The organism is Pseudomonas sp. TWI929 (assembly GCF_039673335.1).
In the GTDB taxonomy this organism is placed as follows: domain Bacteria; phylum Pseudomonadota; class Gammaproteobacteria; order Pseudomonadales; family Pseudomonadaceae; genus Aquipseudomonas.
The window spans coordinates 186,281-210,325 of sequence record NZ_JBDJLK010000001.1; the positions used below are offsets into that span (position 1 = coordinate 186,281).

At 62.8% G+C, this 24,045-nt stretch carries 19 protein-coding genes; 9 read left to right on the forward strand and 10 right to left on the reverse strand.

All coding sequences use genetic code 11. The features are described from left to right. Positions 1-7: 7 nt before the first annotated feature. The 5 genes from ABE456_RS00895 to ABE456_RS00915 form a co-directional block, all read right to left on the reverse strand. Positions 8-1,654 (reverse strand): DUF1302 domain-containing protein, encoded by a 1,647-nt coding sequence (locus ABE456_RS00895; RefSeq protein WP_346642288.1) that lies wholly within the window; start codon positions 1,652-1,654, stop codon positions 8-10. Positions 1,655-1,678: 24 nt separating this feature from the next. Continuing rightward, on the reverse strand, positions 1,679-3,100 hold the full coding sequence (locus ABE456_RS00900) for a DUF1329 domain-containing protein (RefSeq protein WP_346642289.1): 1,422 nt from the start codon (positions 3,098-3,100) through the stop codon (positions 1,679-1,681). A 474-nt stretch (positions 3,101-3,574) separates the two neighbouring features. Next, on the reverse strand, positions 3,575-4,222 hold the full coding sequence (locus ABE456_RS00905; protein ID WP_346642383.1) for a hypothetical protein: 648 nt from the start codon (positions 4,220-4,222) through the stop codon (positions 3,575-3,577). A gap of 89 nt (positions 4,223-4,311) precedes the next feature. Beyond that, the gene (locus ABE456_RS00910; protein ID WP_346642290.1) at positions 4,312-5,679 is read right to left on the reverse strand and encodes an FAD-dependent oxidoreductase; all 1,368 of its coding nucleotides are present in this window, start codon (positions 5,677-5,679) and stop codon (positions 4,312-4,314) included. A 20-nt stretch (positions 5,680-5,699) separates the two neighbouring features. Beyond that, positions 5,700-6,587, reverse strand: a complete 888-nt coding sequence (locus tag ABE456_RS00915) for a phytanoyl-CoA dioxygenase family protein (protein WP_346642291.1) — start codon at positions 6,585-6,587, stop codon at positions 5,700-5,702. Positions 6,588-6,838: 251 nt separating this feature from the next. Between ABE456_RS00915 and ABE456_RS00920 the strand changes: the two genes are divergently transcribed. The 9 genes from ABE456_RS00920 (at position 6,839) to ABE456_RS00960 (ending at position 18,049) form a co-directional block, all read left to right on the forward strand. After that, positions 6,839-7,420: a TetR/AcrR family transcriptional regulator gene (locus ABE456_RS00920; protein ID WP_010953715.1), complete on the forward strand. Its 582-nt coding sequence runs from the start codon at positions 6,839-6,841 to the stop codon at positions 7,418-7,420. A 275-nt stretch (positions 7,421-7,695) separates the two neighbouring features. After that, entirely contained in the window at positions 7,696-9,222 is a 1,527-nt protein-coding gene (locus ABE456_RS00925; RefSeq protein WP_346642292.1) for an NAD(P)/FAD-dependent oxidoreductase, read from the forward strand. Beyond that, positions 9,219-10,094: an alpha/beta hydrolase gene (locus tag ABE456_RS00930; protein WP_346642293.1), complete on the forward strand. Its 876-nt coding sequence runs from the start codon at positions 9,219-9,221 to the stop codon at positions 10,092-10,094. Before ABE456_RS00925 ends, ABE456_RS00930 begins: the two co-directional genes overlap by 4 nt. A gap of 218 nt (positions 10,095-10,312) precedes the next feature. After that, entirely contained in the window at positions 10,313-11,470 is a 1,158-nt protein-coding gene (locus ABE456_RS00935) for an iron-containing alcohol dehydrogenase (RefSeq protein ID WP_346642294.1), read from the forward strand. Between the two features lie 12 nt (positions 11,471-11,482). Beyond that, entirely contained in the window at positions 11,483-12,814 is a 1,332-nt protein-coding gene (locus tag ABE456_RS00940; protein WP_346642295.1) for an APC family permease, read from the forward strand. Between the two features lie 77 nt (positions 12,815-12,891). Next, positions 12,892-14,316, forward strand: a complete 1,425-nt coding sequence (locus ABE456_RS00945) for a gamma-aminobutyraldehyde dehydrogenase (protein ID WP_346642296.1) — start codon at positions 12,892-12,894, stop codon at positions 14,314-14,316. 37 nt (positions 14,317-14,353) lie between these two features. Continuing rightward, positions 14,354-15,607 carry a diaminobutyrate--2-oxoglutarate transaminase gene (locus ABE456_RS00950; RefSeq protein ID WP_346642297.1) on the forward strand — a complete coding sequence of 418 codons (1,254 nt, stop codon included), beginning with the start codon at positions 14,354-14,356 and terminating at the stop codon, positions 15,605-15,607. Between the two features lie 97 nt (positions 15,608-15,704). Beyond that, a complete protein-coding gene (locus ABE456_RS00955) occupies positions 15,705-17,084 on the forward strand; it encodes an aspartate aminotransferase family protein (protein WP_346642298.1) in 1,380 nt (459 codons plus the stop codon). A gap of 56 nt (positions 17,085-17,140) precedes the next feature. Beyond that, a complete protein-coding gene (locus tag ABE456_RS00960; RefSeq protein ID WP_346642299.1) occupies positions 17,141-18,049 on the forward strand; it encodes an NAD(P)-binding domain-containing protein in 909 nt (302 codons plus the stop codon). A 261-nt stretch (positions 18,050-18,310) separates the two neighbouring features. On the opposite strand, the gene ABE456_RS00965 is transcribed toward ABE456_RS00960, so the two are convergent. From ABE456_RS00965 to ABE456_RS00985, 5 genes are all read right to left on the reverse strand, one after another. Beyond that, a complete protein-coding gene (locus tag ABE456_RS00965) occupies positions 18,311-19,969 on the reverse strand; it encodes a cation acetate symporter (protein WP_346642300.1) in 1,659 nt (552 codons plus the stop codon). Next, positions 19,966-20,289: a DUF485 domain-containing protein gene (locus ABE456_RS00970; RefSeq protein WP_346642301.1), complete on the reverse strand. Its 324-nt coding sequence runs from the start codon at positions 20,287-20,289 to the stop codon at positions 19,966-19,968. The genes ABE456_RS00965 and ABE456_RS00970 overlap by 4 nt, the downstream gene beginning before the upstream one ends. A gap of 54 nt (positions 20,290-20,343) precedes the next feature. Further along, complete coding sequence (locus ABE456_RS00975; RefSeq protein ID WP_346642302.1) at positions 20,344-21,990, reverse strand: acyl-CoA synthetase; 1,647 nt, start codon at positions 21,988-21,990, stop codon at positions 20,344-20,346. 96 nt (positions 21,991-22,086) lie between these two features. Then, positions 22,087-22,854, reverse strand: a complete 768-nt coding sequence (locus ABE456_RS00980; RefSeq protein ID WP_346642303.1) for an SDR family oxidoreductase — start codon at positions 22,852-22,854, stop codon at positions 22,087-22,089. Beyond that, on the reverse strand, positions 22,854-24,026 hold the full coding sequence (locus tag ABE456_RS00985; RefSeq protein WP_346642304.1) for an acyl-CoA dehydrogenase family protein: 1,173 nt from the start codon (positions 24,024-24,026) through the stop codon (positions 22,854-22,856). The genes ABE456_RS00980 and ABE456_RS00985 overlap by 1 nt, the downstream gene beginning before the upstream one ends. Between the last annotated feature and the right edge of the window lie 19 nt (positions 24,027-24,045).

The following is a 24,045-nucleotide window of genomic DNA, read 5'->3' on the forward strand; positions in this document are numbered from 1 at the left end:
GCAGGCCTCACAAGGTGCGGGAGATCGCGATGCCGACATAATCGCGGTCACGATAAAGCTGGTCGTAGGGGGTTTCGCCGCCCATGAACTTCGCGTAGTTGAGCGAAATCTGCCAACTGGCCGGGTTTCGCACGAAGTTCAGGTAGAGGTTCATGCTGCTCGCGTCTTCGGTGAAGGTGGCGCTCAGGTTCGGCGTTCGCCCTCCAAGCGAGCGCGAGTAGAAGACGCCGGGCGTGACCTGCCAGCCCGGCAGCAACGTGCCGTCATAGGTCAGGCTGAAGTCCAGGTTGATGCCCGACGAGGTCTTGTCGCCACGGGACTTGGGCGCTGTCGCAGGATCCAGTTGCCAGGCATTGAGCCCTGGGGCGAGTGGTTCGCCATTGACCTCGTCATGCAGCCCGGGGTACTTGATGACCACCAGTTCCGACAGCAGGGTGCCCGTGCTGGCCCCGGTGAAATCGAGCAGCGTCGGGGAGTTGGACGGCGTGAAGCTGTAAAGGCCGGTGAGGTGCCACTGGAATTTCTTTTCGTCTTTCCAGCATTTGCCCCCATTGCTGGAACACAGGTCGACGACAGGGTTGAGCATGACCGAATCCTTGGGCCGGTAAGAAAGCTCCGTACCGACTGCCCAGTCACCGATCGGCATGTTGGCACTGACGCCATACATCATCCGGTTTTCCTGGTATTCCCAGGTGGGTGCCGCCGCGAACGTGTTCGGGTCAAGAATGGCGACGCGCAACGACGGCAACTTGTCGTGATAACGCATCACGTAGAAGCCATAGTTGATGTCGCTGTCTTCCGGCTGCCAGCGCAGCGAAAGGCCCCACTGGCCGCTGTCGCGGGCGTCCTTTTCGGAGAACCCGTAGTCTCCCCTGCCCTCGCCCAGTGCGTTGGTGTTTGACCAATAGCTGCCCACCGGCGGCAACTCGCTCTTGTTCCAGCGGAACTGATAGTAGGCCTCGACGTTGACACCCGAGCCAAGGCCCGACGCGACACTGAGCATCGGCGCGGGCAGCACGGCCTCCTTGAGTTGCACGCCGGGGCGTGCCAAGGCCTGGTAGTCGTAGGCGTTGGTGTTGTTGATGCCACCGGCCACGAACAGGCTCTCGCCCCAGTTGATCACCTGGTTGCCCAGGCGCGCACGGACCCGCTGCCCGCCTACGTCGAAGCCTTTGCTCACCCACAGGTCCAGCAGGCGGGCCTTGAAGGCGAGGTCGTCGCGGGCGTCGTCACTCAGCCCGTCGCTGCCGACGCTCTCTGGGGTGTTGAACGACAGCGTGCCGGTGGTATCGGTGGCCGCGAAATCGCGGATCCAGGTGCCACGCGCCATGAAGGTGACGTCCTCGGGCATCTTGAGCAACAGCTCATGGGTGCCCTTGAGGTAGTTGGTGAACATGTCGCCGCGGTCGTAGTTCAGGTCGCCCTGGTCCGCCACGCCGGAGCTCTGCGCCAGGCAGCCGGAGGGCACGTTGTGCCCGGTCGGCCCCTGGTTGATCAGGTTGCAGCCCCGCGACTCCGTCCGCAGGCCCATGCCTGCGGTGATCGTGGAATCGAAGGAGCCCGTCAGGGTTTCGGTTTCAAAGGTGAACCCCATTGCCAGCGGGGTTGCGCACACGATGGCAAGGCCTGACGCTTTCGTCATTATTTTTTTCATGTTGGCTCTCGATCTGGCGTCGGTTTAGCGCTCGCTGATGGCTCGCAGGTTGTCGGAGGTGAAGAAGTCGCGTTTCAGGCGAGGGTTGCCACTGTCTTCGGTGATCCAGCGAATATCGTTCTTTCCCGCACCGATCGAGGTCATGTCGAAGAGGTAACGACCATCGGCCAGGTTGTACTGGACTTGGGCCTGCACGTCGCAAGCGCCGGTTTCGTACACGGGAATCGAGAACCCTTCACGCACCTTCCAGATCTGCCCTTGCTTGTCGAAGTCGACGGCCAGCAGCGGGTTCCAGCTGTCCTCGTCGATGTAGAACATGCGCTTGGGCGCCTGGTGCCGCATGCCTTGACGGACATTGGCCTCGACGACCCAGACGCGATGCAGCTCATAGCGACGCGACTGCGGCGCGATCGAGTCATTGCCGGCGAACGCTTCTACCTTGGTGGCGGTGTCGTAGGCACCGAAATCGTTGTAAGGCACCAGCAGCTCCTGCTTGCCGATCAGCTTCCAGTCGAAACGGTCAATGGTGCCGAAGAAGACGTTTGCCTCGTCCACGGTGTACTGGTTGTCCAGGCCGATCTGAGGCGCGTCGTAGGAGTACGACGGCATACGGCGCACGCGACGCTGGCCAGGGAAGTAGTAGAAGGTCGTGGCCTGCTCGCCGGCCACAGCCGTTTGCACGGCGGATTGACCGGCCAACGCAGCGGGCGCCAGGTAGTTGAAGAAGGTCGCGTTTTCCAGACGGCCGTAGGAGGAGAAAAGCGCGCTGCCCTTCTTGCCCCAGGGGGTCAGGAAGAAGGTGTCGGTGGACTGGCGCAACCACTCCCCCCCCTTGCGCGGTGAAATGCCTGAAATGCTCCGGGGGATTTCAACGCCAACGCCGCGATAGCGCATCTTCATGTTCCACATCACCTCTGCACCGGTAGTGGGCATCGGGAACGGGATACCCGGAACATGGGCTTCTTCAAGGGCGACACCGGAAGCATCGAGCTTGGCGAAGCCCACGTTCTGCCTGGTGTTCTCAGCCACGAAGTTCGGCGCGTCGCAGGTACGGCGGGTGGGGAAGACATCCATGCGATAGCCCGGAACCTTCTTGAACAGTTCCAGCTGGGCCGGTGAAAGCTGGCTCACGTGTTGCGCCACATTGCTCGAGTCGATGCTGTACAGAGGCTTGTCGCCCTTGAACTTCCAATGCTCCCCTCGCACCTGGCCGTAGCTCCAGCCCGCCCCCTGTGGCCCTGGGGCGGACCAGGCCGGAATATCCCCGCTAGAACTGGCGGCGCTCTCGCCCCCCAGCGGCGTCAACTTCGACCCCAGCGCCTCTGCCCCCTGGGGCGCAGCCTGTACCGAACAGATCGCGGTCGAGGCCGCAAGGGTAACCAGCAGCTGCCTGAAAATACGGCGGGCGGATACGACACTTTCCGACCGTGCAGTGACATCTTTCATTGGAGGATCCTCAAACAAAGGGCTTGGACCGGCTGCTCGACCCTTCGGGTGGAAAGATCGGCGCCTGCTACATCATGATCACGCGACATGATCAAATGACCATGTCGCGTGATCAACACGCAAGCCACATGCCAGAATGCGTCATGGGCGGATTACGTTAGAGAAATCAGCGAGTTGAAGTTAATTATCGATTAATGCGTGCCTGGCGCCTGCACCTTATTGGGAAGTAAGGAAACATGTGTTACCAAAAGATGCTTTTTAATAGTGCGCCACCTAAAAGAATTATCACTTGCCACACTGAACCCTAACTACTTTTCGCTTATCTAGACCCATGACTAACATGAATGATTCACCCATAAAAAAACCGCCCCTAGGGGCGGTAAAAAAGCAGGCTTTCGCCCGCCATGGAGTAACAGCAGATATCAAACCACGCTTCCCGTCAGCCATTGAACAGCCCGTTAACTACCCCGCAACTTAACTGGAATGGAGCATGGCATGTGAGGACACTTTCGTTGAGCGCTGAAGTGCCCCATAGGCATAAAACAACTGCACAATCGAATAGGACCAGGTCAGGAAGGCACAGGTCATGAAGATCATCTTGGTGTCATCCCCCGGGATCGGGAAGAAGTCATACCGCAGCGCGATCGTCAGCCCCGCCGCCCCTCCCAGCAAGGTGGCCAACGCGTGCAGCGACTCGCCGGCACGTACCAGCCGCCAGATAAAGTAGACCAGGAACAACGTGTACAACGACCACATCAGCACATAGAAATAGGGCAGCGCCTCTTTAAAGCTCGTCGACAGGTAGTAAATGGCCGTCGCGGCAAAAGCGACCAAAAACAATATCACGTCCTTCGCCGGCGACGGCCTGTAATTGTGCGTCACGGCCATCAATCCGAGCGTTGCAATAACCGGCACGCCGACCCCGCGGGAAAACGCATCCAGAAAAATGGCGACATTATAATTGGCTTGCCACCCCGTGGCGATGAACGTCGTAAAGTTTGTTGCGGAAATACCGACAATCAAGAACTCCACGCCCAACAAATAATTCTTGCGCCTGATAAATGCAACACCATAACCCAAGCCACTCATCACCAGCAGCACGCATGCGATCAACGCAAACAAATCTATGAGTTCCACGATAACAGCCTCTGTCAAAAGGGTCGCGCCGTAGTTCTGCACGTATGGGCATAGAACACGCACATCAATTGCAATCAGCCCTTGCTGGCCTTGTCTTTACGCACTTTTCTATCGGTCCAGTCATCCAGCAACTTGGCCGCCGCAAAGGCAGCGTGTACGGCGCACCATTGCAAGGGTTCAGGCAGCAAGGACGGCGTCTTGTGTTGCAGTGCTGCCAGCAGCTCAGGCGCCTGGCCGTTGATTTGCTCGGCAAACAGCTTGCCGATCAACGATTGCGTGCCCAGCCCGTGGCCCGAGCAGCCGGTGGTGTAGTAAATATTCTGTTTCGCGCCCATGGCACCGATCACCGGCAGGAAGTCGTAGGCGCCACTGACGTAACCACTCCAGCAGTGCTTTACGCCAAGGCCTTGCAATGCTGGATAGCGCTCGCGCAGTACCTGCGCCAATGCCGCATAGGCGCCCTGGTCCGGGACATTGGGCGTCTTCGAACCGTAGGCATAACCTAGCTTCTTGACGGTCAACACCATCGTGCCGTGTGCCGTCAGGCGGTGGCTCTCCATGGTGTAGTGCGGCGTGATGATCCCTTCCCGCCCTTGCCAGCCGAGGGCAGCCAACTGCTGCGGCGACAGCGGTTGGGTTTCGATTGCCGACACCCGAATCGCCGCGACCTTGTTGCGCAACACCCCCAGCTGAGGGGTATAGGCGTTGGTTGCCAGCACCATGACCGGGGCGGTTGCACGGCCATGGGCAGTCTTGCAGGTAATGACCGGCCCCTCGCTGAAGGACAGCAACGGCGTGCGTTCGTAGAGTTTCACCCCCGCCTCGATGGCCGCGCGCCGCAGGCCGCCGATGTACTTCCCTGGGTTCAAGGTGCCACCGCACTGCTCGGTGGCGAACAGAAACGCTGCGGGGATGCCCCGCGCACGCATCTCGGCACCGTCGACGAAGCGGCTCGTCGCCCCCAGTTTCTGACCCAGCGCCATGTTTTCCCGCAAGCGCTTCTCCTGGGTAGGATGAACACCTGCCCGGAGCACGCCCGAAGGGTTGTAGTCACAGTCGATACCCAACGTTTTGAAGCGACCCTCCACGTAGGGCACCGCCTCGTCATAGAACCTGACGAACTGCGTCGCCTGCTGCAAACCCACGCGCTTGACGAACATATCGTACTCGATGCCCATGCTGCCCAGCAGGTAGCCGGCATTGCGGCCACTGGCACCGAAGCCGGCGAATTCCTGTTCAAGCACGATCACATCCGCCCCGAGCGCCCTGAGTTCCAGCGCGGTCGACAGCCCGGCAAAGCCCGCGCCGATCACGATCACATCGGCCTGCGCGTGACCTTCGAGGGTCGGCTGCAGATCAGCCGGTCGCTCCACCCATCCCCCCAGACTGCGAAACTCCAACGGAGCTGCATCGCCATCGGCCGCATTGTTCAACGCGTTCATTCGCGTCACTCCCAGAATTGTCAGAAGCCTTTACCCGGCTCGGAAAAAGCCGGCATGCCGAGGAGTTCCTGCGGGTCGCGCATCTGGCCATCGATTTCCACCCAGCCCAGCAGCGTGGAACTGGCACTCCAGCCCAGCAGGCGTTGCATTTCGCTCGGGAGCTGGCGAACACGTTCGACGGGAATGGACAGGAAGTGATTCTCTTCAAGGCGCAGGAAGGCCAGGTCGTAGGCCATCGTCAGGCCAGTACGAGGGGATGCCGTCGTGTTGGCGCCGCCGCCGTGATACACCGAGCCGATCCACAGCAGCGCCGAACCTGCCTTCATCTGTGCGGCGACGGTTTCTTCCTGGGTCGGCATTCGTTCGTCATCCCATTGATGGCTACCGGGGATAACGCGCGTCGCACCGTTTTCCTCGGTGAAATCTGAAATGGCCAGCATCATTTGCAGCCTGGCCTCACGCCCATACTGTGGGTGCCGCCAGAGCGAAGTGGCATCGTCACGGTGCAAGGGCTGGAGGCCTTGGCCCGGGCCAATCTGGATCGCCTGGGTGATGCTCAGTTGAATATCAGGCGCCATTTCGATGCGCTCGCTGCCCACCCAGACGTGGGTAGGGGTCTGCAGGATCTGCCTGGCCGCGCCGAGGAACAGCGGGTGCAGCGCCACCTCCACGGCGGTGTCGCTGCGTCCGATGATGCGGGCCACACGGCGGGTCTGGGTGCCGGCGAAATAAGGATCGACACCACAAGGCGTGACCTTCAGGTAGCTGTCCAGCTCTTCGGTGAGGGACTTCAGCGTTGCCGGCGAAACAAAGTCGGCAATGATGACGCCGCCGTCACGCCGAATGATGTCCACCACCTGCTCGATCGAAGCATCGCTGCTGACTGTGGAGAGCGCTCGTGTATCCATCTGCTTTCTACCTGTCTGGTTTTGTCATTGTTCTGTCCACCGAGGCCGGGCGACTTGGGTGGTGAACTCATCATTACCGAACATGGTCATATGATCAAGTCATTTGATTTGCATTTTCCCGTACCCTCCTTTGCCCATACGGAATGGGATTGCATCGACTCATGGATTGAGGCTTGACCTTGCGCTAGCATTCGTCACCGTCAACGCCGGGCCAAGGGGCCGGCGGCAATACCGAAAAGGGAGAACGCTCAATGGCTCGGATTGGTGCTGAAGAGCGCAGGCAGGACTTTATCGAGGCCACCGTAAAGGTGATCGCGGAACATGGGGTGGCTAACGCCACAACCCGGCGAATCGCTGCGGCAGCAGATTCGCCGCTGGCATCGTTGCACTATGTCTTCCACACCAAGGACGAGCTGTTCTATGCGGTCTACGAGTCCTTGATCAACATGCCGCAACAATCGTTGCAACACGTGCCGACAGGCGCCACGGCGGCGGAATCGGTGGGGGAAATGTTGCGCCAGCTGGTCAACTGGTTCACCGCTCATCCTGAGATGGCGACCACGCAGTTCGAACTGTTTTGCTGGAACCTGCGCAACAATCCGGAGATGGCGACCAAGATCTATGCCGTTTCCCTCGAAGCGGCCCAACAGGCCATCGTGAAGGTCACCGACGGCGCGCTGGACCAGGCAGCACTGACCACTATCAGCCGCTTGCTGATCAATCTGTTCGACGGCCTGATGCTCGCCTGGTCCGCCCACGGCGACCGTGCACGCCTGGAGGCCGAGACCGAGACCGCCTGCCAGGCAGTCAAGTTGCTGGTTGCCAGTTACTGAGGCCCCACAGGATGCGCCGTGCTGCGTCGCTGCACGGCGATCCCCTCCCCCTCCGGCTCTGAAAACCGCAGCGCCCCCTTCGAACGTTCCGATGACGATATCTACCAGACTGACCCAGTCTGATCGTTGATCAGCGAAGCAACAGGTGCAAATCATCCTGAAATAGCAGTGACGTGGTGCATTTTGCACCTTGTCCCACCCTTCCTGCGACTTTATTCTGAGTCAAATGATCAAGTCAAAAGATCAGTCTCTATAACACAACAATAGGAGGCGACATGTCCTCTCACACTGCTCTTCCGGTTGAGCCGCTCGATGTTCTGATCATGGGAGCCGGTGTGTCTGGCATCGGCGCGGCGGCCTACCTGCGACGCCAGCAACCGAACAAGTCCTTTGCCATCCTCGAGTCCCGCGAGCGCGTGGGGGGTACCTGGGACCTGTTCCGTTACCCCGGCATCCGCTCCGACTCGGACCTCTACACCTTCGGTTTCGACTTCAAGCCCTGGACCAAGGCCAAGTCCCTGGCGGACGCCGCAGACATTCTCGAGTACCTGGTCGAAGCCATCGACGAGCACCAGCTGGCCCCCTTCATTCAGTACCAGCAGAAGGTCATCTCGGCCAACTGGCAAAGTGAAAAGGGCCTGTGGGCGGTGCGCATCGAGGATGGCCAAACGGCGCAGGTACGCACCCTCGAATGCCGCTGGCTGTTCAGCGCAGGTGGCTACTACCGCTATGACCAGGGTTTCACGCCCCGCTTCGAGGGTACCGAACAGTTCAAGGGCCAGATCATCCATCCGCAACACTGGCCGGAAGACCTCGACTACACCGGCAAGCGCGTCGTGGTCATTGGCAGTGGCGCAACTGCGGTAACCCTGATCCCGGCCATGGCCGACAAGGTCGCCAGCATCACCATGCTGCAGCGCACGCCCTCCTACATCATCAACCAGCCCGCCAACGATGGGGTTGCAGCGTTCCTGCGCAAGGTCCTGCCCGCGCAAACCGCCTATTCCCTGACGCGCTACAAGAACGCCAAGATCACCCTGGCCTTCTGGGGCTTCTGCCAGCGCTTCCCCAAGCTTTCGAAGAAACTGCTGCTGTGGCTGACCCGCAAGGAATTGCCGAAAGACTACCCGGTCGACGTGCATTTCAACCCGCCCTACAACCCTTGGGATCAGCGCCTGTGTTCGGTGCCCGAAGGCGATTTGTTCAAAGCCATCAGCGCGGGCAAAGCCGACATCGTCACCGATCATATCGAGCGGTTTACCGAGCACGGTGTATTGCTCAAGTCAGGCAAGATGCTCAAGGCCGATATCATCGTCACCGCCACGGGGCTGAACGTGCAGCTGTTCGGTGGCATCACCCTGCACAAGGACGGCAAACCGGTCGTGCTCAGCGAGACCCTGGCCTACAAAGGCATGATGCTCTCCGGTGTCCCCAATTTTGCGTTCGCGGTGGGCTACACCAACTCATCCTGGACCTTGAAAGTCTGCCTGCTGTGCGACCACTTCTGCCGCTTGCTGGGCTTGATGGAGCGCGAAGGCTACAACGTCTGCGAGCCCAAGGCGCCGGAAGGCATCGAAACCCGCCCCTTGCTCGACTTTGGTGCCGGCTACGTACAGCGCGCGTTGGACAGCATGCCGCGCCAGGGGCCGCGCGAACCCTGGGTGATGTCGATGGATTACTTCCGCGACGTCAAACTGCTGCGCCGTGGCACGGTGGCAGACAAGTGCCTGAAGTTCACCGCAGTACCAAATGCGCCCTTGCACGCCGATGTCCAGTTGCAGCAGCAAGGTAGCCGCCGATGAGCACCGATCGCTTCTGCGAGCTGCCAGGCGAGCGCAGGCTCTGCTATCGCAGCCATGGCCATGAAACCGCCCCGGCAGTCCTGCTCATCGTCGGCCTGGGGCTGCAACTGACCTACTGGCCGCAAGCGCTCATCGACGGCCTGGTCGAGCAAGGCTTGCGGGTCATCACACTGGACAACCGTGACGCGGGCCGCTCGTTCTTCACGGATGTGGCGCCCCCCACGACCCTGCAGCAGTTCCTGCGCAAGCGCACGCCCGGCTATGACCTGGGGGACATGGCCAACGACGTGATCGGGCTCATGGACGCTTTGCATCTGGAAGCGGTGCATGTGGTGGGGATGTCGATGGGCGGCATGATCGCCCAGACACTCGCCGCACGTTACCCCGAACGCGTCAGCACGCTTACCTCGATCTTTTCCACGACAGGCTCACTGCGCGTCGGCCAGCCAGCGCTCAAAGCGCTGTTCCAGCTTCTGCGCCGCCCACCGCGCACCCAGCACGAAAGCGTTCGCGACTACGTGGACATCATGGGGCTGATCGGTTCGCGGCTGGAGTGGAACGAGCCGGCCTTGCGTGACTACGCCATGCAAGCCTGGCCGCGAGGTGGCGGTGAGGCCAGCAATCTCGGCACCGCCAGGCAGATCGGCGCGATCATCAACTCCGGTGACCGTACCCAGGAGTTGCAGCGGATTCGCTGCCCCACGCTGGTCATTCATGGCGACAAAGACCTCATGGTCGCCACCAACGGCGGGTTTGCCACAGCGTCGGCGATTCGCGGCGCCAACCTGGTGCTGCTGCCCGGGATGGGGCATGACTTGCCGACGTGCCTGTCGGGCACGCTGCTGTCCCTGCTGACGGGGCACATGCGATAGCACAGATTTTCTTTTAGGGGCCCGTCGCTTGGTCGCCCCTCTTTTTATTCCGCTGGAGCCTTTTCGCAACAGGTTTACGCAAGACCCAAAACAACAACATTCCGGCCCGTGCTTAACCGCCAGGCCCAGATTACGCGCCCGAGCCGTTAAACACGGCCAGGCGCGGATGCCCCTCCACTGCCCTTTCGACAATGACAACAATTGAGCAAGAGGTACGTATGGAATTCAAGTTTTTACTCCCCAGCAAAATCGTGATGGAACCCGGCCTGCGCGAGCGCACCGGTGAACACCTGCGGCAACTCGGCCTGGCCCACGTGTTGATCGTGACCGATGCCGGGGTCAAGGCAGCAGGCCTGCTGGACAGCGTCTACGCCAGCCTCGACAAGGCCGGCATCGCCTACGAGGAAGTGGCGGACATCAAGGCCAACCCGCGCAGTGAAGACATTAACCACACCGCCCAGCGCTATCGGGGCACGGGTATCGACGGCCTGCTGGCCGTGGGTGGCGGCAGCGCGATGGATGCGGCCAAGGCCATCAGCCTGCTGCTCACCCACGACGGCCGTATCGAGGACTACGAAGGGTCGTTCACGCTCACCCATGCCATCCCGCCCATCGTCGCCATCCCGACCACGGCCGGCACCGGCAGCGAAGTGACTTGCTTCTCGGTGATTACCGACACCGCCCGCCACTTCAAGATGAACGTGCTGGACTATCGCATCGGCCCGGTGCTGGCATTGCTCGACTCCCATATCACCGACACGCTGCCGCCGTCGATTGCCGCCGCAACCGGCATGGATGCCCTGACCCATGCCATCGAAGCCTACACCTGCCGCGTGGCAAACCCGATCAGCGACGGCCTGGCGCTGCATGCCATCCGCCTGATCAGCCAGCACCTCAAGGCGGCCGTGCAGGAGCCCGACAACCAGGCGGCCCGGGAGCAGATGCTGGTGGCCAGCCTGATTGCCGGCATGGCCTTCGGCAACGCCGACGTCGGCAGCGTGCACTGCATTTCCGAAGCCATCGGCGGCATGTACGACACGCCCCACGGTGTCGGCAACGCGATCTTCCTGCCCTTCGTGTTCGGCCACAACCGTGATGCCGATATCGTCCGCCATGCCCAGGTGGCCTACGCGCTGGGGATCGACCCCACGCTTTCGCCGGTCGACGCCGCCGAGGCCGCTGTCGGCCACCTGTTCCAGATGAGCAAGGACCTGGGCATCCCCCGTTTCGCCGAGGTCAAGGGTGTGCGCGAGGAAGACTTCCCGACCATTGCCGAGAAGTCCAAGCAGAACTTCTCGGACGCCAGCAATGCCAAGGCGATGTCCGTAGAGGCCTACCACGACATCATCACCACCGCTTACCACTTCGTCGCGTAAGAGGGCACCGTCATGAGTCAGTCAACCCCCGGCGCCTCGTTGAGGCGCACCCTGGGCCCGTTTTCCGTGCTGCTGTTCGGCCTGGCATTTCTGGCCCCGCTGATCGTCTTCGGCACCTATGGCGTGATCACCCAGGCCAGCGGCAACACCACGGCCATGGCCTACCTGGTCGCAGCCACCGGCGTGGTGTTCACGGCCTTGAGCTATGGCCGACTGGTCAGGGTGTTCCCGGTGGCAGGTTCGGCCTACACCTACACCCGCAAGATGCTCAATGCCAACCTCGGCTTCATGGTGGGCTGGGCAGCCCTGCTCGACTACTTCTTCATCCCGATGCTGATCTGGCTGCTCGGCGCCAGCTACCTCAACATGGCGTTTCCAGAAGTGCCCCAGTGGGTGTGGGTCACTGGCTTCATCGTCTCCACCTCGCTGCTCAATGTGCTCGGCATTCAGGTCGCCAACCGCTTCAACGTGCTGTTGATGGTGGTGCAACTGGTCATCATCGTCGTGTTCATAGGGCTGTGCGTGCACTACATCGTGGCGGCCAACGGCCCTGGCGGGCTGCTGTCGGCCAAGCCGTTCTTCAATCCGGACGTGCCCTTCGCCACCAGCATGGCCGGCGCCGCCATTGCCGCGTACTCGTTCCTGGGCTTTGACGCGCTGTCCACGCTGAGCGAGGAAACCCGCGACCCTGGCCGCACGCTGCCGCGCGCCATCCTGCTGGTCGCGTTGATCGGCGGTTCGGTCTACGTCGGCTCCTCGTACTTCATGTACCTGGCGCACCCCTCCCCCACGTTCGAGCTTGTGGACGGGGCCGCCTTCGAGATTGCCCGGATGATCGGCGGCGACCTGTTCTTCGCCGTGGTCCTGGCCGGGATCATCGTCGCCCACTTCGCTGCGGGGATGTCATTCCAGGCCAGCGTGGGCCGGCTGCTCTACGCCCTTGGCCGGGACAACCAGCTGCCCCGGCGCTTGTTCGGCGCGCTGCACCCTCGCTACAAGACCCCGGCCTTCAACATCCTGCTGTGCGGTGTTTTCGGCACCGCCGGGTTTGGCCTGACGATCGCAACCGCGACTTCCCTGGTCAACTTCGGCGCCTTTCTCGCCTTCACCGCCGTCAACCTGTGCGCCTTGCGGCTCACCTTCGATGCGCGCGTCAAGGACGGCGCCGGGTTGCTGCGCGGGGTGCTCTTTCCGCTCATCGGCCTGGTCACGGCCGGGTGGATGCTGGTCAGCCTGGATAAAGACGCCCTGATCATGGGCGGTTGCTGGCTCGGCCTTGGGCTTGTCTACCTCGCCTGCCGGACCAGCCTGTTCCGTAACCCGGTCCCCGACGCCCTGGTATAGCCCCCTCTTCCCATCGAACGCTCTGACGACAATCACAAGGCAGGCCACAGGCCTTGCCGTTCAATGACGAGATCGACATGCAAACAAAACTGCTGATCAATGGTGCCCTCGTAGCCGGCGAAGGCGACCACGTGGACGTCTACAACCCCTCCCAGGGCCGCGTCCTGGTACAGACCCACGAGGCCAGCCATGCCCAGGTGCATGCCGCGGTGAAAAGCGCGGATGCGGCCTTCGAAGCCTGGTCGCAAACACCGCCCAAGGACCGTGCGGCACTGCTGCTCACCCTCGCCGACCGCATCGACGCCCAGGCCGCGGTGTTCGCCCGCCTGGAGGCGGACAACTGCGGCAAGCCGTTCACGGCCGTGCTGCAGGACGAACTGCCCGCCGTGTCGGACGTGTTCCGCTTCTTCGCCGGCGCCGTTCGCTGCCTGCAAGGCTCGGCGGCGGGCGAGTACATCCCGGGGCACACCTCGATGATCCGCCGCGACGCGGTCGGTGTCGTAGCCTCCATCGCGCCGTGGAACTACCCGTTGCTGATGGCGGCGTGGAAGCTCGGCCCGGCCTTGGCCGGCGGCAACACCGTGGTCCTGAAGCCCTCCGAGCACACCCCGATGAGCACCTTGAAGCTGGGGGAGCTGCTCGCCGATATCTTCCCCGCCGGGGTGGTCAACATCGTCCATGGGCGCGGCGCCACGGTGGGTGAGCCGCTGACCAGTCATGCTCTGGTGCGCATGGTGTCGCTGACCGGTTCCGTACGTACCGGAAGCCGCATCATCGAAGGCACGGCCGACAGTGTGAAGCGCATGCATATGGAGCTGGGGGGCAAAGCCCCCGTGCTGATCTTCGACGATGCCGACATCGACGCCGCCGTCGAGGGCATTCGCGCCTTCGGCTTCTACAACGCCGGCCAGGACTGTACTGCCGCGTGTCGCCTCTATGTGCAGAAGGCGGTCTACCCGGAGTTCGTTCGCAAGCTTGGCGAAGCCGTGTCCAGCATCAAATGCGGGTTGCAGGATGACCCGGCAACCGAAATGGGCCCGCTGATCACCCAAGAGCATCTGCAGCGTGTCGAGGGCTTCGTGAACCGGGCCAGGGAGCTGCCCCATATCGAAGTCGTCACAGGTGGCAAGCGCGCAGCAAGTGCCGGGTTCTTCTTCGAGCCCACGGTCCTGGCCGGCACCCGGCAGGAAGACGAGGTGGTGTGCCGTGAAATCTTCGGCCCGGTGGTAACGGTCTCGCCCTTCGAGGATGAGGCCCAGGTACTGGCCTGGGCCAATGAATCGGACTACGGCCTGGCCTCTTCGGTGTGGACCGCCGACGTGGGGCGGGCACATCGCCTGGCCGCCCGCCTGCAGTACGGCTGCACCTGGGTCAACACCCACTTCATGCTGGTGAGCGAGATGCCCCATGGCGGCGTGAAGCTGTCGGGGTACGGCAAGGACCTGTCCATGTACGGCCTGGAAGACTACACCGTGGTCCGCCACGTGATGTTCAAGCACTGACCGCCCCACGACACCCCATCATTGCAAGAGGTTATGCATGAACAACATCGAAACGTTCGAAAGGCTCGAGTCCAACGTGCGGATGTACTGCCGCGACTTGCCGCTGGTGTTCGATACCGCCCAAGGTAGCAAGATCCGCGGCGAAGATGGCCGCGAGTACCTGGACTTCTTCGCCAGCGCCGGCGCCCTGAACTATGGCCACAACGACCCGCGCATGCGCGATGCGTTGATCGCCTACCTGTCGGCCAACGGCGTGACCCATGCCCTCGACCTGCACACCACCACCAAGCGCCAGTTCCTGGAGTCGATCGAGCGTGACCTGTTCAAGCCACGCGGCTGGGACTACAAGGTGCAGTTCACCGGCCCGACCGGTGCCGATGCCGTCGAAGCGGCATTGAAGCTGGCGCGCAAGGCGACCGGGCGCACCAAGGTGGTCTCCTTCTACGGGGCTTACCACGGCATGACGGCCGGTGCGCTGGCGGTCACTGGGAACCGCACCCGCCGAGGCCCCGGGCTGTCCAACGACGTGGTGTTCGTACCGTACGAAGACAGCCCTTACGGTGAGTTCGACAGCATGGGCTTCCTCGAGCGCCTGGCCAACGACCAGGGCAGCGGATCGGAACTGCCAGCCGCCGTGATCGTTGAGTCGGTGCAGATCCAGGCCGGTGTCTACCCGGCCTCCAACCTGTGGTTGCAGCGTTTGCGCCAATGGACCCGCGATCACGGGGTTGTGCTCATCTGCGACGAGATCCAGGCTGGCTGTGGCCGCACGGGCGACTTCTTCGGTTTCGAGCGCTCCGGGATCGTGCCGGACCTGATCACCTGCGCGAAATCCATCGGCGGCTTTGGCCTGCCGATGGCGATCGTGTTGATCCGCGCCGGGCTGGATGTGTGGCAGCCGGGCGATCACATCGGCACGTTCCGCGGCAACCAGCTGGCCTTCCTGACCGCGCAGATCGCGCTCGGCTATTGGCGCGACGAGCAGTTCCTGAAGCTGCTGACCGACAACAGCGGGGCCATGACACGTGCGGTTGCCGGCTTCGCGGAGATCCCGGGCGTCGCCTCCGCCCGCTCGCGCGGCATGATCGCCGGCATCGATTTCGGCCGCGGCAACGTGGCCTTGGCCAAGGATGCCCAGCAGCGCGTGCTGCAAGCGGGCGTGCTGGTCGACCGCTGTGGCCCTAACGGCGAAATCATCAAGCTGATGCCACCGGTGAACACCCCGACCGACCAACTGGAAGAAGGCCTGAAAGCCTTTGGTGAATCGGTCGCGGCAGCGCTGCGCCAGTAAATGCCTGGGCCTGCTGTGCAACCTGTATCGATGCAGGTGCCGCACGCAGGTCCATCGCATGCAGTCGACAACCCATCCGTGGTAGGAAATCACGCCAATGAGCAACGTCACTTCAACCGTTCAGAATGACCTGGCTTCATTCATTCATCCCAATACCAACCTTGCGCTGCACCAGGAAATCGGGCCACTCGTGATCGCGAGAGGTGACCGCGTGCGGGTCTTCGACGAGCAAGGCAATGCCTACATCGAAGCCATGTCGGGCCTGTGGAGCGCGGCATTGGGCTTCAGTGAACAGCGCCTGGTCGATGCTGCCGTCGAGCAGTTCAAGCAACTGCCCTACTACCACAGCTTCAGCCACAAGACCAATGCGCCGGCGGCGTCGCTCGCCGCCAAGCTGGCCGAACTTGCGCCTGGCGATCTGAACCATGTGTTCTTCACCAACTCAGGTTCCGAGGCCAATGATTCGGTGGTGAAAATGGTGTGGTACGTGAACAACGCACTGGGCCGGCCCGCCAAAAAGAAATTCATCTCTCGACAACAGGCCTATCACGGCGCCACCGTCGCCGCAGCAAGCCTGACCGGCATCCCATCGATGCACCGTGACTTCGATCTGCCGGCCATCCCGGTTCATCACCTGACCTGCCCGAACTTCTACCGATCTGCTCGGCCAGGAGAATCACAAGAGGCCTTTACGGTTCGTCTGGCGAACGAACTGGAACGCTACATCCTTGCCGAAGGGCCGGAAACCATCGCCGCGTTCATCGGCGAGCCGGTGATCGCGGCAGGCGGCGTGATCCCTCCTCCCACAGGCTACTGGGCGGCGATCCAGGCGGTGTGCAAACGCTACGACATCCTCGTGGTGATCGACGAAATCATCACCGGCTTTGGCAGGCTTGGCACAATGTTCGGCTCTCAGTTGTACGGCATCCAGCCCGACATCATGGTGCTCTCCAAGCAGCTCACCTCCTCCTACCAGCCGCTGGCGGCCGTAGTGGTGTCCGATGCCATCAATGATCTGCTGGTGACCCAGAGCCAGCGTCTGGGGGCATTTGCCCACGGCCTGACCTGCACCGGCCACCCCGTTGCCACCGCGGTTGCGCTGGAAAACATCCGCATCATCGAGGAGCGCGACCTGGTTGGCCATGTGCAGTGCCTGGCCCCCGTGTTCCAGCGCCGGCTACGCGCGTTCGAAGACCACCCGTTGGTCGGCAACGTCCGAGGCGTCGGGCTGATGGGCGGGATCGAACTGGTTGCCGACAAGGCCACCCGCCAACCGTTCGCCCAGCCAGGGACGTTGGGCGGCTACGTGTTCAAACAGGCTCACAAGCATGGGCTGATCATTCGCGCCATCTACGACACGATCGCCTTCTGTCCTCCGTTGATTACCACCCAGGACGATATCGAGGCGATCTTCAGCGCCTTCGAGCGGACGCTGGCTGACGCGACGGATTGGGCGCGCTCACAGCACCTACTGTGAGCAAAGGCTGCATCTGATGGCAACTCACGTAAAACAACAATCATGAGGGTTTGATCGTGCGTGAACACAGTGATGAAAGCTTCGAGTTCGACGTTTCCGTAATCGGGCTCGGTGCCATGGGAACCATCATGGCCCAAGCGTTGCTCAAGCAAGGCAAGCGCGTCGCGATCTGGAACCGATCACCCGGCAAGGCCGCGGCACTCGTCGCCGCTGGCGCTCATCTGTGCGACAGCGTCAAAGCCGCGCTGAGCGCAAGCCCGGCCACGATCTTCGTGCTCCTGGACAACCACGCGACCCACGAGGTCCTCGGGATGCCGGGTGTGGCGCGTGCACTCGCCCATCGTACGATCGTCGATTACACGACCAACGCCCAAGACGAAGGCCTGGCGCTTCAGGGCCTCGTCAATCAGGCGGGCGGCCATTACGTCAAAGGGATGATCGTGGCCTACCCCCGCAACGTCGGCCACCGCGAAAGCCACAGCATTCATACCGGCGATCGTGCAGCCTTCGAGCAGCATCGGGCGCTGCTTGAGGGGCTCGCCGGCCATACGGTGTTCCTTCCCTGGGACGAAGCATTGGCCTTTGCGACCGTCCTTCACGCGCATGCGTTTGCCGCGATGGTGACTTTCTTCGAGGCCGTGGGTGCCGGCGATCGTTTTGGCCTGCCTGTTTCGAAGACGGCAAGGCTCCTGCTCGACACATCACGTTTTTTCGTCGCTGACGCACTCGAGGAAGCCGTACGCCGGCTCGAAACGCAAGATTTCGAAGGCGACCAGGCGAGGCTCGATGTGCATGCGGACGCCTTCGCGCACATTGCCCAATCCCTGCACGCACAAGGCGTCTGGACCCCGGTCTTCGATGCGGTGTGCCAGGTCGTGCAGCGTGCGGCCGCAATGGGCTACGGCGACCAGGACATCGCAGCCACGACCAAGTCATTCGCCCGCGAGCAAGAGCCTGGGCATTAACCGTGCTTTCGCGGATTGAACCCGAAGACAACAACTATAAAAATCGCTGGAGGATCCTATGCGCCGATTTGGTTTTCTACTTGCCGTGTTGACGCTGGCCATTTTCCTGAGTGCCCTTTTTGCCCCTCGGCCGTCCCTCGTCAACCGGGGGACGGCGCAGCACATGGGGCATCCGATTACCAGCATCGGGGAGATCTTCAGAGGTTACTAGCGAGGTATCACACGGCCGCCGGCACTCCTGCGCTTGCGGCCGCGGGTTACTCAATGATCGACGGCACCGCTGGCACCAAGGCCGGTCTGGCCACGGACGAACTGGTCGGCGAAGGCCGCCCTTTCGGCCTTGGCCCGCGCAGTGCGGTCCATCCGGGAAACCGCATACGCCACCAAAAACGCCGGCGGCATGGAGAACAGCGCAGGCTGGGTATAGGGGAACAGCGGTTCAGCAAAGTGCAACACATCCACCCACACCAGCTTGGAAAACACCACGAAGCCCATGGCACTGAGCAACCCGACGTAGCCACCGGCCAATGCGCCGCGGGTGGTCAGCCCCGACCAGAACATCGACAGGAACAGCACCGGGAAGTTGGCCGAAGCGGCAATACCAAAGGCCAGCGCAACCATGAAAGCCACGTTGATATTTTCGAACAGGATGCCCAAGGCTATGGCCACCAACCCAAGGCTCAGGGTAGCCAACTTGGTCACCCGCAGCTCCTGCGCCTCGCTGGCCGCGCCCTTCATGATCACCCGCGCATACAGGTCATGGGCGATGGCGGACGCCCCGGCCAGGGCCAGGCCTGAAACCACAGCCAGGATGGTGGCGAAGGTCACTGCCGACAAGAAACCCAGCAGCAGGTTGCCGCCGACTGCCTGGGCCAGGTGCATGACCACCATATTGCCCCCGCCCAGCAGCTTGCCACCCACCTCACCGCCCTCGAAGAACTTCGGCTGCTGACTGACGATCACGATCGACGCCAGGCCCAGCAGGAAAATGACATTGAAGAAGTAGCCGATGAACCCGGTGGCATAGAGCACCGACTTGCGCGCCTCCCGGGCATCGCTGACGGTGAAGAAGCGCATCAGGATATGCGGCAGCCCGGCGGTGCCGAACACCAGCCCCAGGCTCAGCGACAGCGCGGTCAACGGGTCGGCCAGCAGGCTGCCGGGCGCCAGCAGGCGTTCGCCCAGGGCATGGGTGTCCATGGCCTTGCTCACCAGCGCGTCATAGCTGAAGTCGAACTCGCGCATCGCCAGGAACAGAACCAGCGAGCCGCCGACCAGCAGCAGGAACGCCTTGATGATCTGCACCCAGGTAGTCGCCACCATGCCGCCGAAGGTCACATACAGCATCATCAGCGCACCGACGATGACCACCGCGATGTGGTAGTCCAGGCCGAACAGCAACCTGATCAACTGCCCGGCCCCGACCATCTGCGCCACCAGGTAGAAACACACCACGGTCAGCGAGCCGATGGCGGCCATGGTGCGCACCTTGCCTTGGTCGAGGCGGTACGAGGTGATATCGGCAAAGGTGAAGCGGCCCAGATTGCGCAGCCGCTCGGTCATCAACAGCAGCAACACCGGCCAGCCCGCGAAGAAAGCGATGAGGTAGATGTAGCCATCCATGCCAGAGGTGTAGATGAGCGCGGTGATCCCCAACAGCGTCGAGGCGGACATGTAGTCACCGGCCAGCGCCAGGCCGTTCTGCCAGCCCTGGATGCCGCCACCGGCGCTGTAGAAGTCTGCCGTCGAGCGTGTGCGACGCGCCGCCCACCAGGTGATGCACAAGGTGAACAGCACGAACACCATGAACATGCCGATGGCATGCAGGTTGAGCGGCTGACGCTGACCAGCGTCGAGCGAAGGCGAAGCCAGCAGCAGGCCTGAGTGCAGCAGCAGGGCCAGAGGCACGAGTTTTTTCATGCGCCCTGCTCCTCTTCCAGCCCGCTGAGCAGCGCCTGGGTCAGGCTATCGAACTCGCCATTGGCCCGGTACACGTAGAACGCCGACAACGCACAAAAGAACACGAACAGGAAGGCGCCGGCAGCCACGCCCATGGTCATGTTCGACCCTTGGGCCAGGCGCCTGGCAATCAGTTCGGGCCAAAACGATACCAACCCGATGTAGCCATAGAACGTGGCCAGAATCAGCACGAACAGGCTCAGGGTGAAACGGTTTCTGCGCGCCACCAGTTGCTGGAACCGGGCATTGGCGCGAACACGCGCGTATAACAGGCTGGACATGGGACACCTCGGTCAAAGTCGTTGTTGTTATGGGTGTACAGGAGTTGCACTCGATCAATGCTCGGCGTCGGCGATCTGCGCCTCCTGTTGCCGGGCCCACTCACGCAGGACGAACTTCTGTATTTTGCCAGTGGCGGTCTTGGGCAGGTCCACGAGCGACACATGGCGCGGCGCCTTGAAGTGCGCCAGACGCTCACGGCACCAGCGGACCAGGTCGTCCCCGCTGGCCAGTGCATCAGCGCGCAGCGTGACGAAAGCGTGAGGTGTCTCGCCCCAGCGCGAATCCGGACGCGCCACCACCGCAGCCTCGACCACCTCGGGGTGCTGGTAGAGCACTTCTTCTATCTCCAGCGAACTGATGTTCTCGCCGCCAGAAATGATGATGTCCTTGGCCCGGTCCTTGATTTCCACATAGCCGTCCGGGTGCAGCACGGCCAGGTCGCCCGTGTGCAGCCAGCCGTTGGCCAACGCGGCACGGGTAGCCTCTGGGTTGTGCAGGTAGCCTTTCATCACAGTGTTGCCCCGCACCACCAGCTCGCCAAGGGTAAGGCCGTCGGCCGGGACCGGGCGGCCGCTGTCGGTATCCAGCACCGTGGCCTCTTCAAGCATCGGGTGGGCGACGCCCTGGCGGCTCATGAACTGGGCCCGGGCCTCCAGCGGCAACTCGTCGACACCCGGCTGCCACAGGCACAGGGTGCTGGGGCCGTAGCTTTCGGTCATGCCGTAGGCGTGGGTGATGCTGAAGCCGCGTGCCTCCATCGCGGCGATCACCGCGCTGGGTGGCGCGGCGCCGCCTGTGATCACCGATACCGGCCCGCTCGGCGCGCCGGCGTGCTGGGCATGGATCAACATCGACATCACCACCGGCGCGGCGCTCAAATGGGTCACGCCATGCACGGCGATCGCGGTGTGGATCGCCTCGGGCTGGACCTTGCGCAGGCACACATGGGTGCCACCGGACAGGGTCACCGCCCAGGTGTGGCTCCAGCCGTTGCAGTGGAACATCGGCAAGGTCCACAGGTAGACGCTGCGCGGCCCCAGCTGGAAGATCAGCGCCCCGGCGCAGGCGTTGAGGTAGGCGCCGCGGTGATGCAGCACCACACCCTTGGGGTCACCCGTGGTGCCAGAGGTGTAGTTGATAGCGATCGACTGCCATTCATTCTGCGGCGCGCTCAGCGGCCTGGCCGGGTCGCCCTGGGCCAGGAACGTCTCATAGTCCAGGTCGTCGGCCAGCTCGCCCGGCTCGGCCGCGTCATCGTCGATGCCCACCAGCAATGGCGGTGTGTCGAGCATGGCCAGTGCCTGATGGACGACTCCGCCGAGCTCGCGATCGCAGATCAGTACCTTGGCTGCGCAATGACGCAGGATGAAGGCGATGCTGCGCGCCTCCAGGCGGATATTGATGCACACCAGAACGGCGCCCGCACCAGGCACGCCATAGTGCGCCTCGAGCATTTCAGGGATGTTCGGCGCGAGTATCGCCACCCGCTCGCCCGGCTGCACGCCGACCCGCTCCAGCGCACTGGCCAGGGCGCGGCTGCGCTGGTGCAGCAACTGGTAGCTGTAACGCCGCTCGCCATAGACCACGGCATCACGCTGCGGGTACACCTGGGCGGCGCGTTTGAGGAACGACAACGGTGAAAGGGGCACATGGTTGGCTTCGTTGGGGGCAAGCTCATGCTCGAAGGTTGGGTGAATCATCACTGACACCCCATCGACAGGTTATCCAGGCATTGAAGGTACATACACATCTCCTGCTTATTGTTGTTCTCGCCTCAGGCTTGGGTCCGCGTCAGATCACAGGCTGCTGCACAGATGCCCGCCATCGACCACGATCTCGGTGCCGCTCATGGCCCGCCCGGCATCGCTGGCCAGCAACAGCAAGGCGCCGTCCAGGTCCTGCGGCTGGCTGAAGCGCCGGCTGGGGATACGCAAGCGCAGCTTCTCCCCGGCCTCGCCGGCCAGGAAGGCATCGTTGAGCTCGGTTATCACGTAGCCCGGCGCCAGGGCGTTCACCCGGATGCCATGGCGCGCCAGTTCCAGGGCCATGGCGCGGGTCAGGTGGGCAAGCCCGGCCTTGGCCGCCAGATAGGGGCCAACGGCGCCGGCCACGCGGCTGGCGAGGATCGAGGTCACATTGATCAGGCTGCCGCCCTGCCCCGCGGCGACCATCCGCCGGGCGCACTCCTGGGCCACAGTCCAGGCGCCCTTGAGGTTGGTGTCGAACACCCGGTCCCAGCTCTGGTCGTCGCAGGCCAGTAGCGGCTGGCTGTCGCTCACCCCGGCGTTGTTGACCAGCACATCCAGCGTGCCGGCGGCGTCGAGCACCCGGCACACATCGTCACGGCAGGTCACATCCAGGGCTAAAGCCCGCGCGCGACCACCGGCCAGCTCAATGGACTCGACCAGGCTCTGCAGCGGCGCCAGGCGCCTGGCCGTCACCACCACCTCGGCACCGGCCGCCGCCAGGGTAGTGGCGAAATGTCGGCCAAGGCCGCTGGAGGCGCCGGTCACCAAGGCGCGGCGCCCATCAAGGGCGAACAGTCGGGCAACAGTCGGCTGCATCAGTGGGCTCCCGGGCGCTGGTCGAGGAGCTTCTTCGCCAGGCTCATGCGGTGTACTTCGCTCGGGCCGTCGTAGATGCGGAATGGGCGAATGTCGCGGAAGATCCGCTCCACCACGGTCTCCCCAGTCACTCCACGCCCGCCCAGCACCTGTACGCAGCGATCGACCACCCGCCACAGCGCCTCGGCGCTGATCACCTTGGCCATGCTCGAATCGACATTGGCGCGCTGGCCTTGGTCGAGCACCCAGGCGCAGTGCCAGACCGCCAGGCGCACCACATGCAGGTCCATCATGTTGTCGGCCAGCATGAAGCCTACGCCCTGATGCTCACCCAGCGGCTTGCCGAACGCATCGCGGGTGCGTGCGTAGTCACAGGCGATGTCATGGGCCCGTCGCGCAGCGCCGAGCCAGCGCATGCAGTGGGTCAGGCGCGCCGGTGCCAGGCGCACCTGGGCATAGCGGAAGCCCTTGCCGATCTCGCCCAGCACATCGCTGGCCGGTACCCGCAGGTTGTCGAAGCGCAGTTGCCCGTGGCCGCCGGTGAAGCAGCTGTCTAGCGTATCCAGCTGACGTTCGTGGATGATCCCGTCGCGCTGCATGTCGGTGAGGAACATGGTCGCAGAGCCATCCTCCATGCGCGCCATGATGATCGCGAACCCGGCGCCGTCGGCCCCGGTGATCAACCATTTGCGGCCGTTGATCAGGTAATCGTCGCCATCGCGGGTGGCGGTAGTACGCAGCATCGATGGATCAGACCCCGAGCCCGGCGCCGGTTCGGTCATGGCGAAGCACGAACGCACGTGCCCCTGGACCAAAGGCCGCAGCCAGCGGTCCTTCTGCGCTTCGGTGGCCACCACGTCCATCAGGTGGATGTTGCCTTCGTCCGGGGCATGGATATTCAGCGCCACCGGCCCCAGGGGCGAGTAACCGGCCTCTTCGAAGACGATGGCCTTGGCCGCATGGCTCAGGCCCAGCCCACCCATTTCACGGCTGGCATGGGGCGTCAGCAGGCCCGCTGCCTGGGCGCGGGCTTGCAGGTCCCGGCGCAGGGCGTCACTGGGGCCGTGGGCATCCTGGCGTGGGTCGTTTTCGAACGGGATGACCTGTTCGGCAATGAAAGTGCGGGTTCTGGCCTGCAGTTCGAGCAGTTCGTCTGGGAGGGTGAAATTCATGATTGTCCTTGTTCGTGCT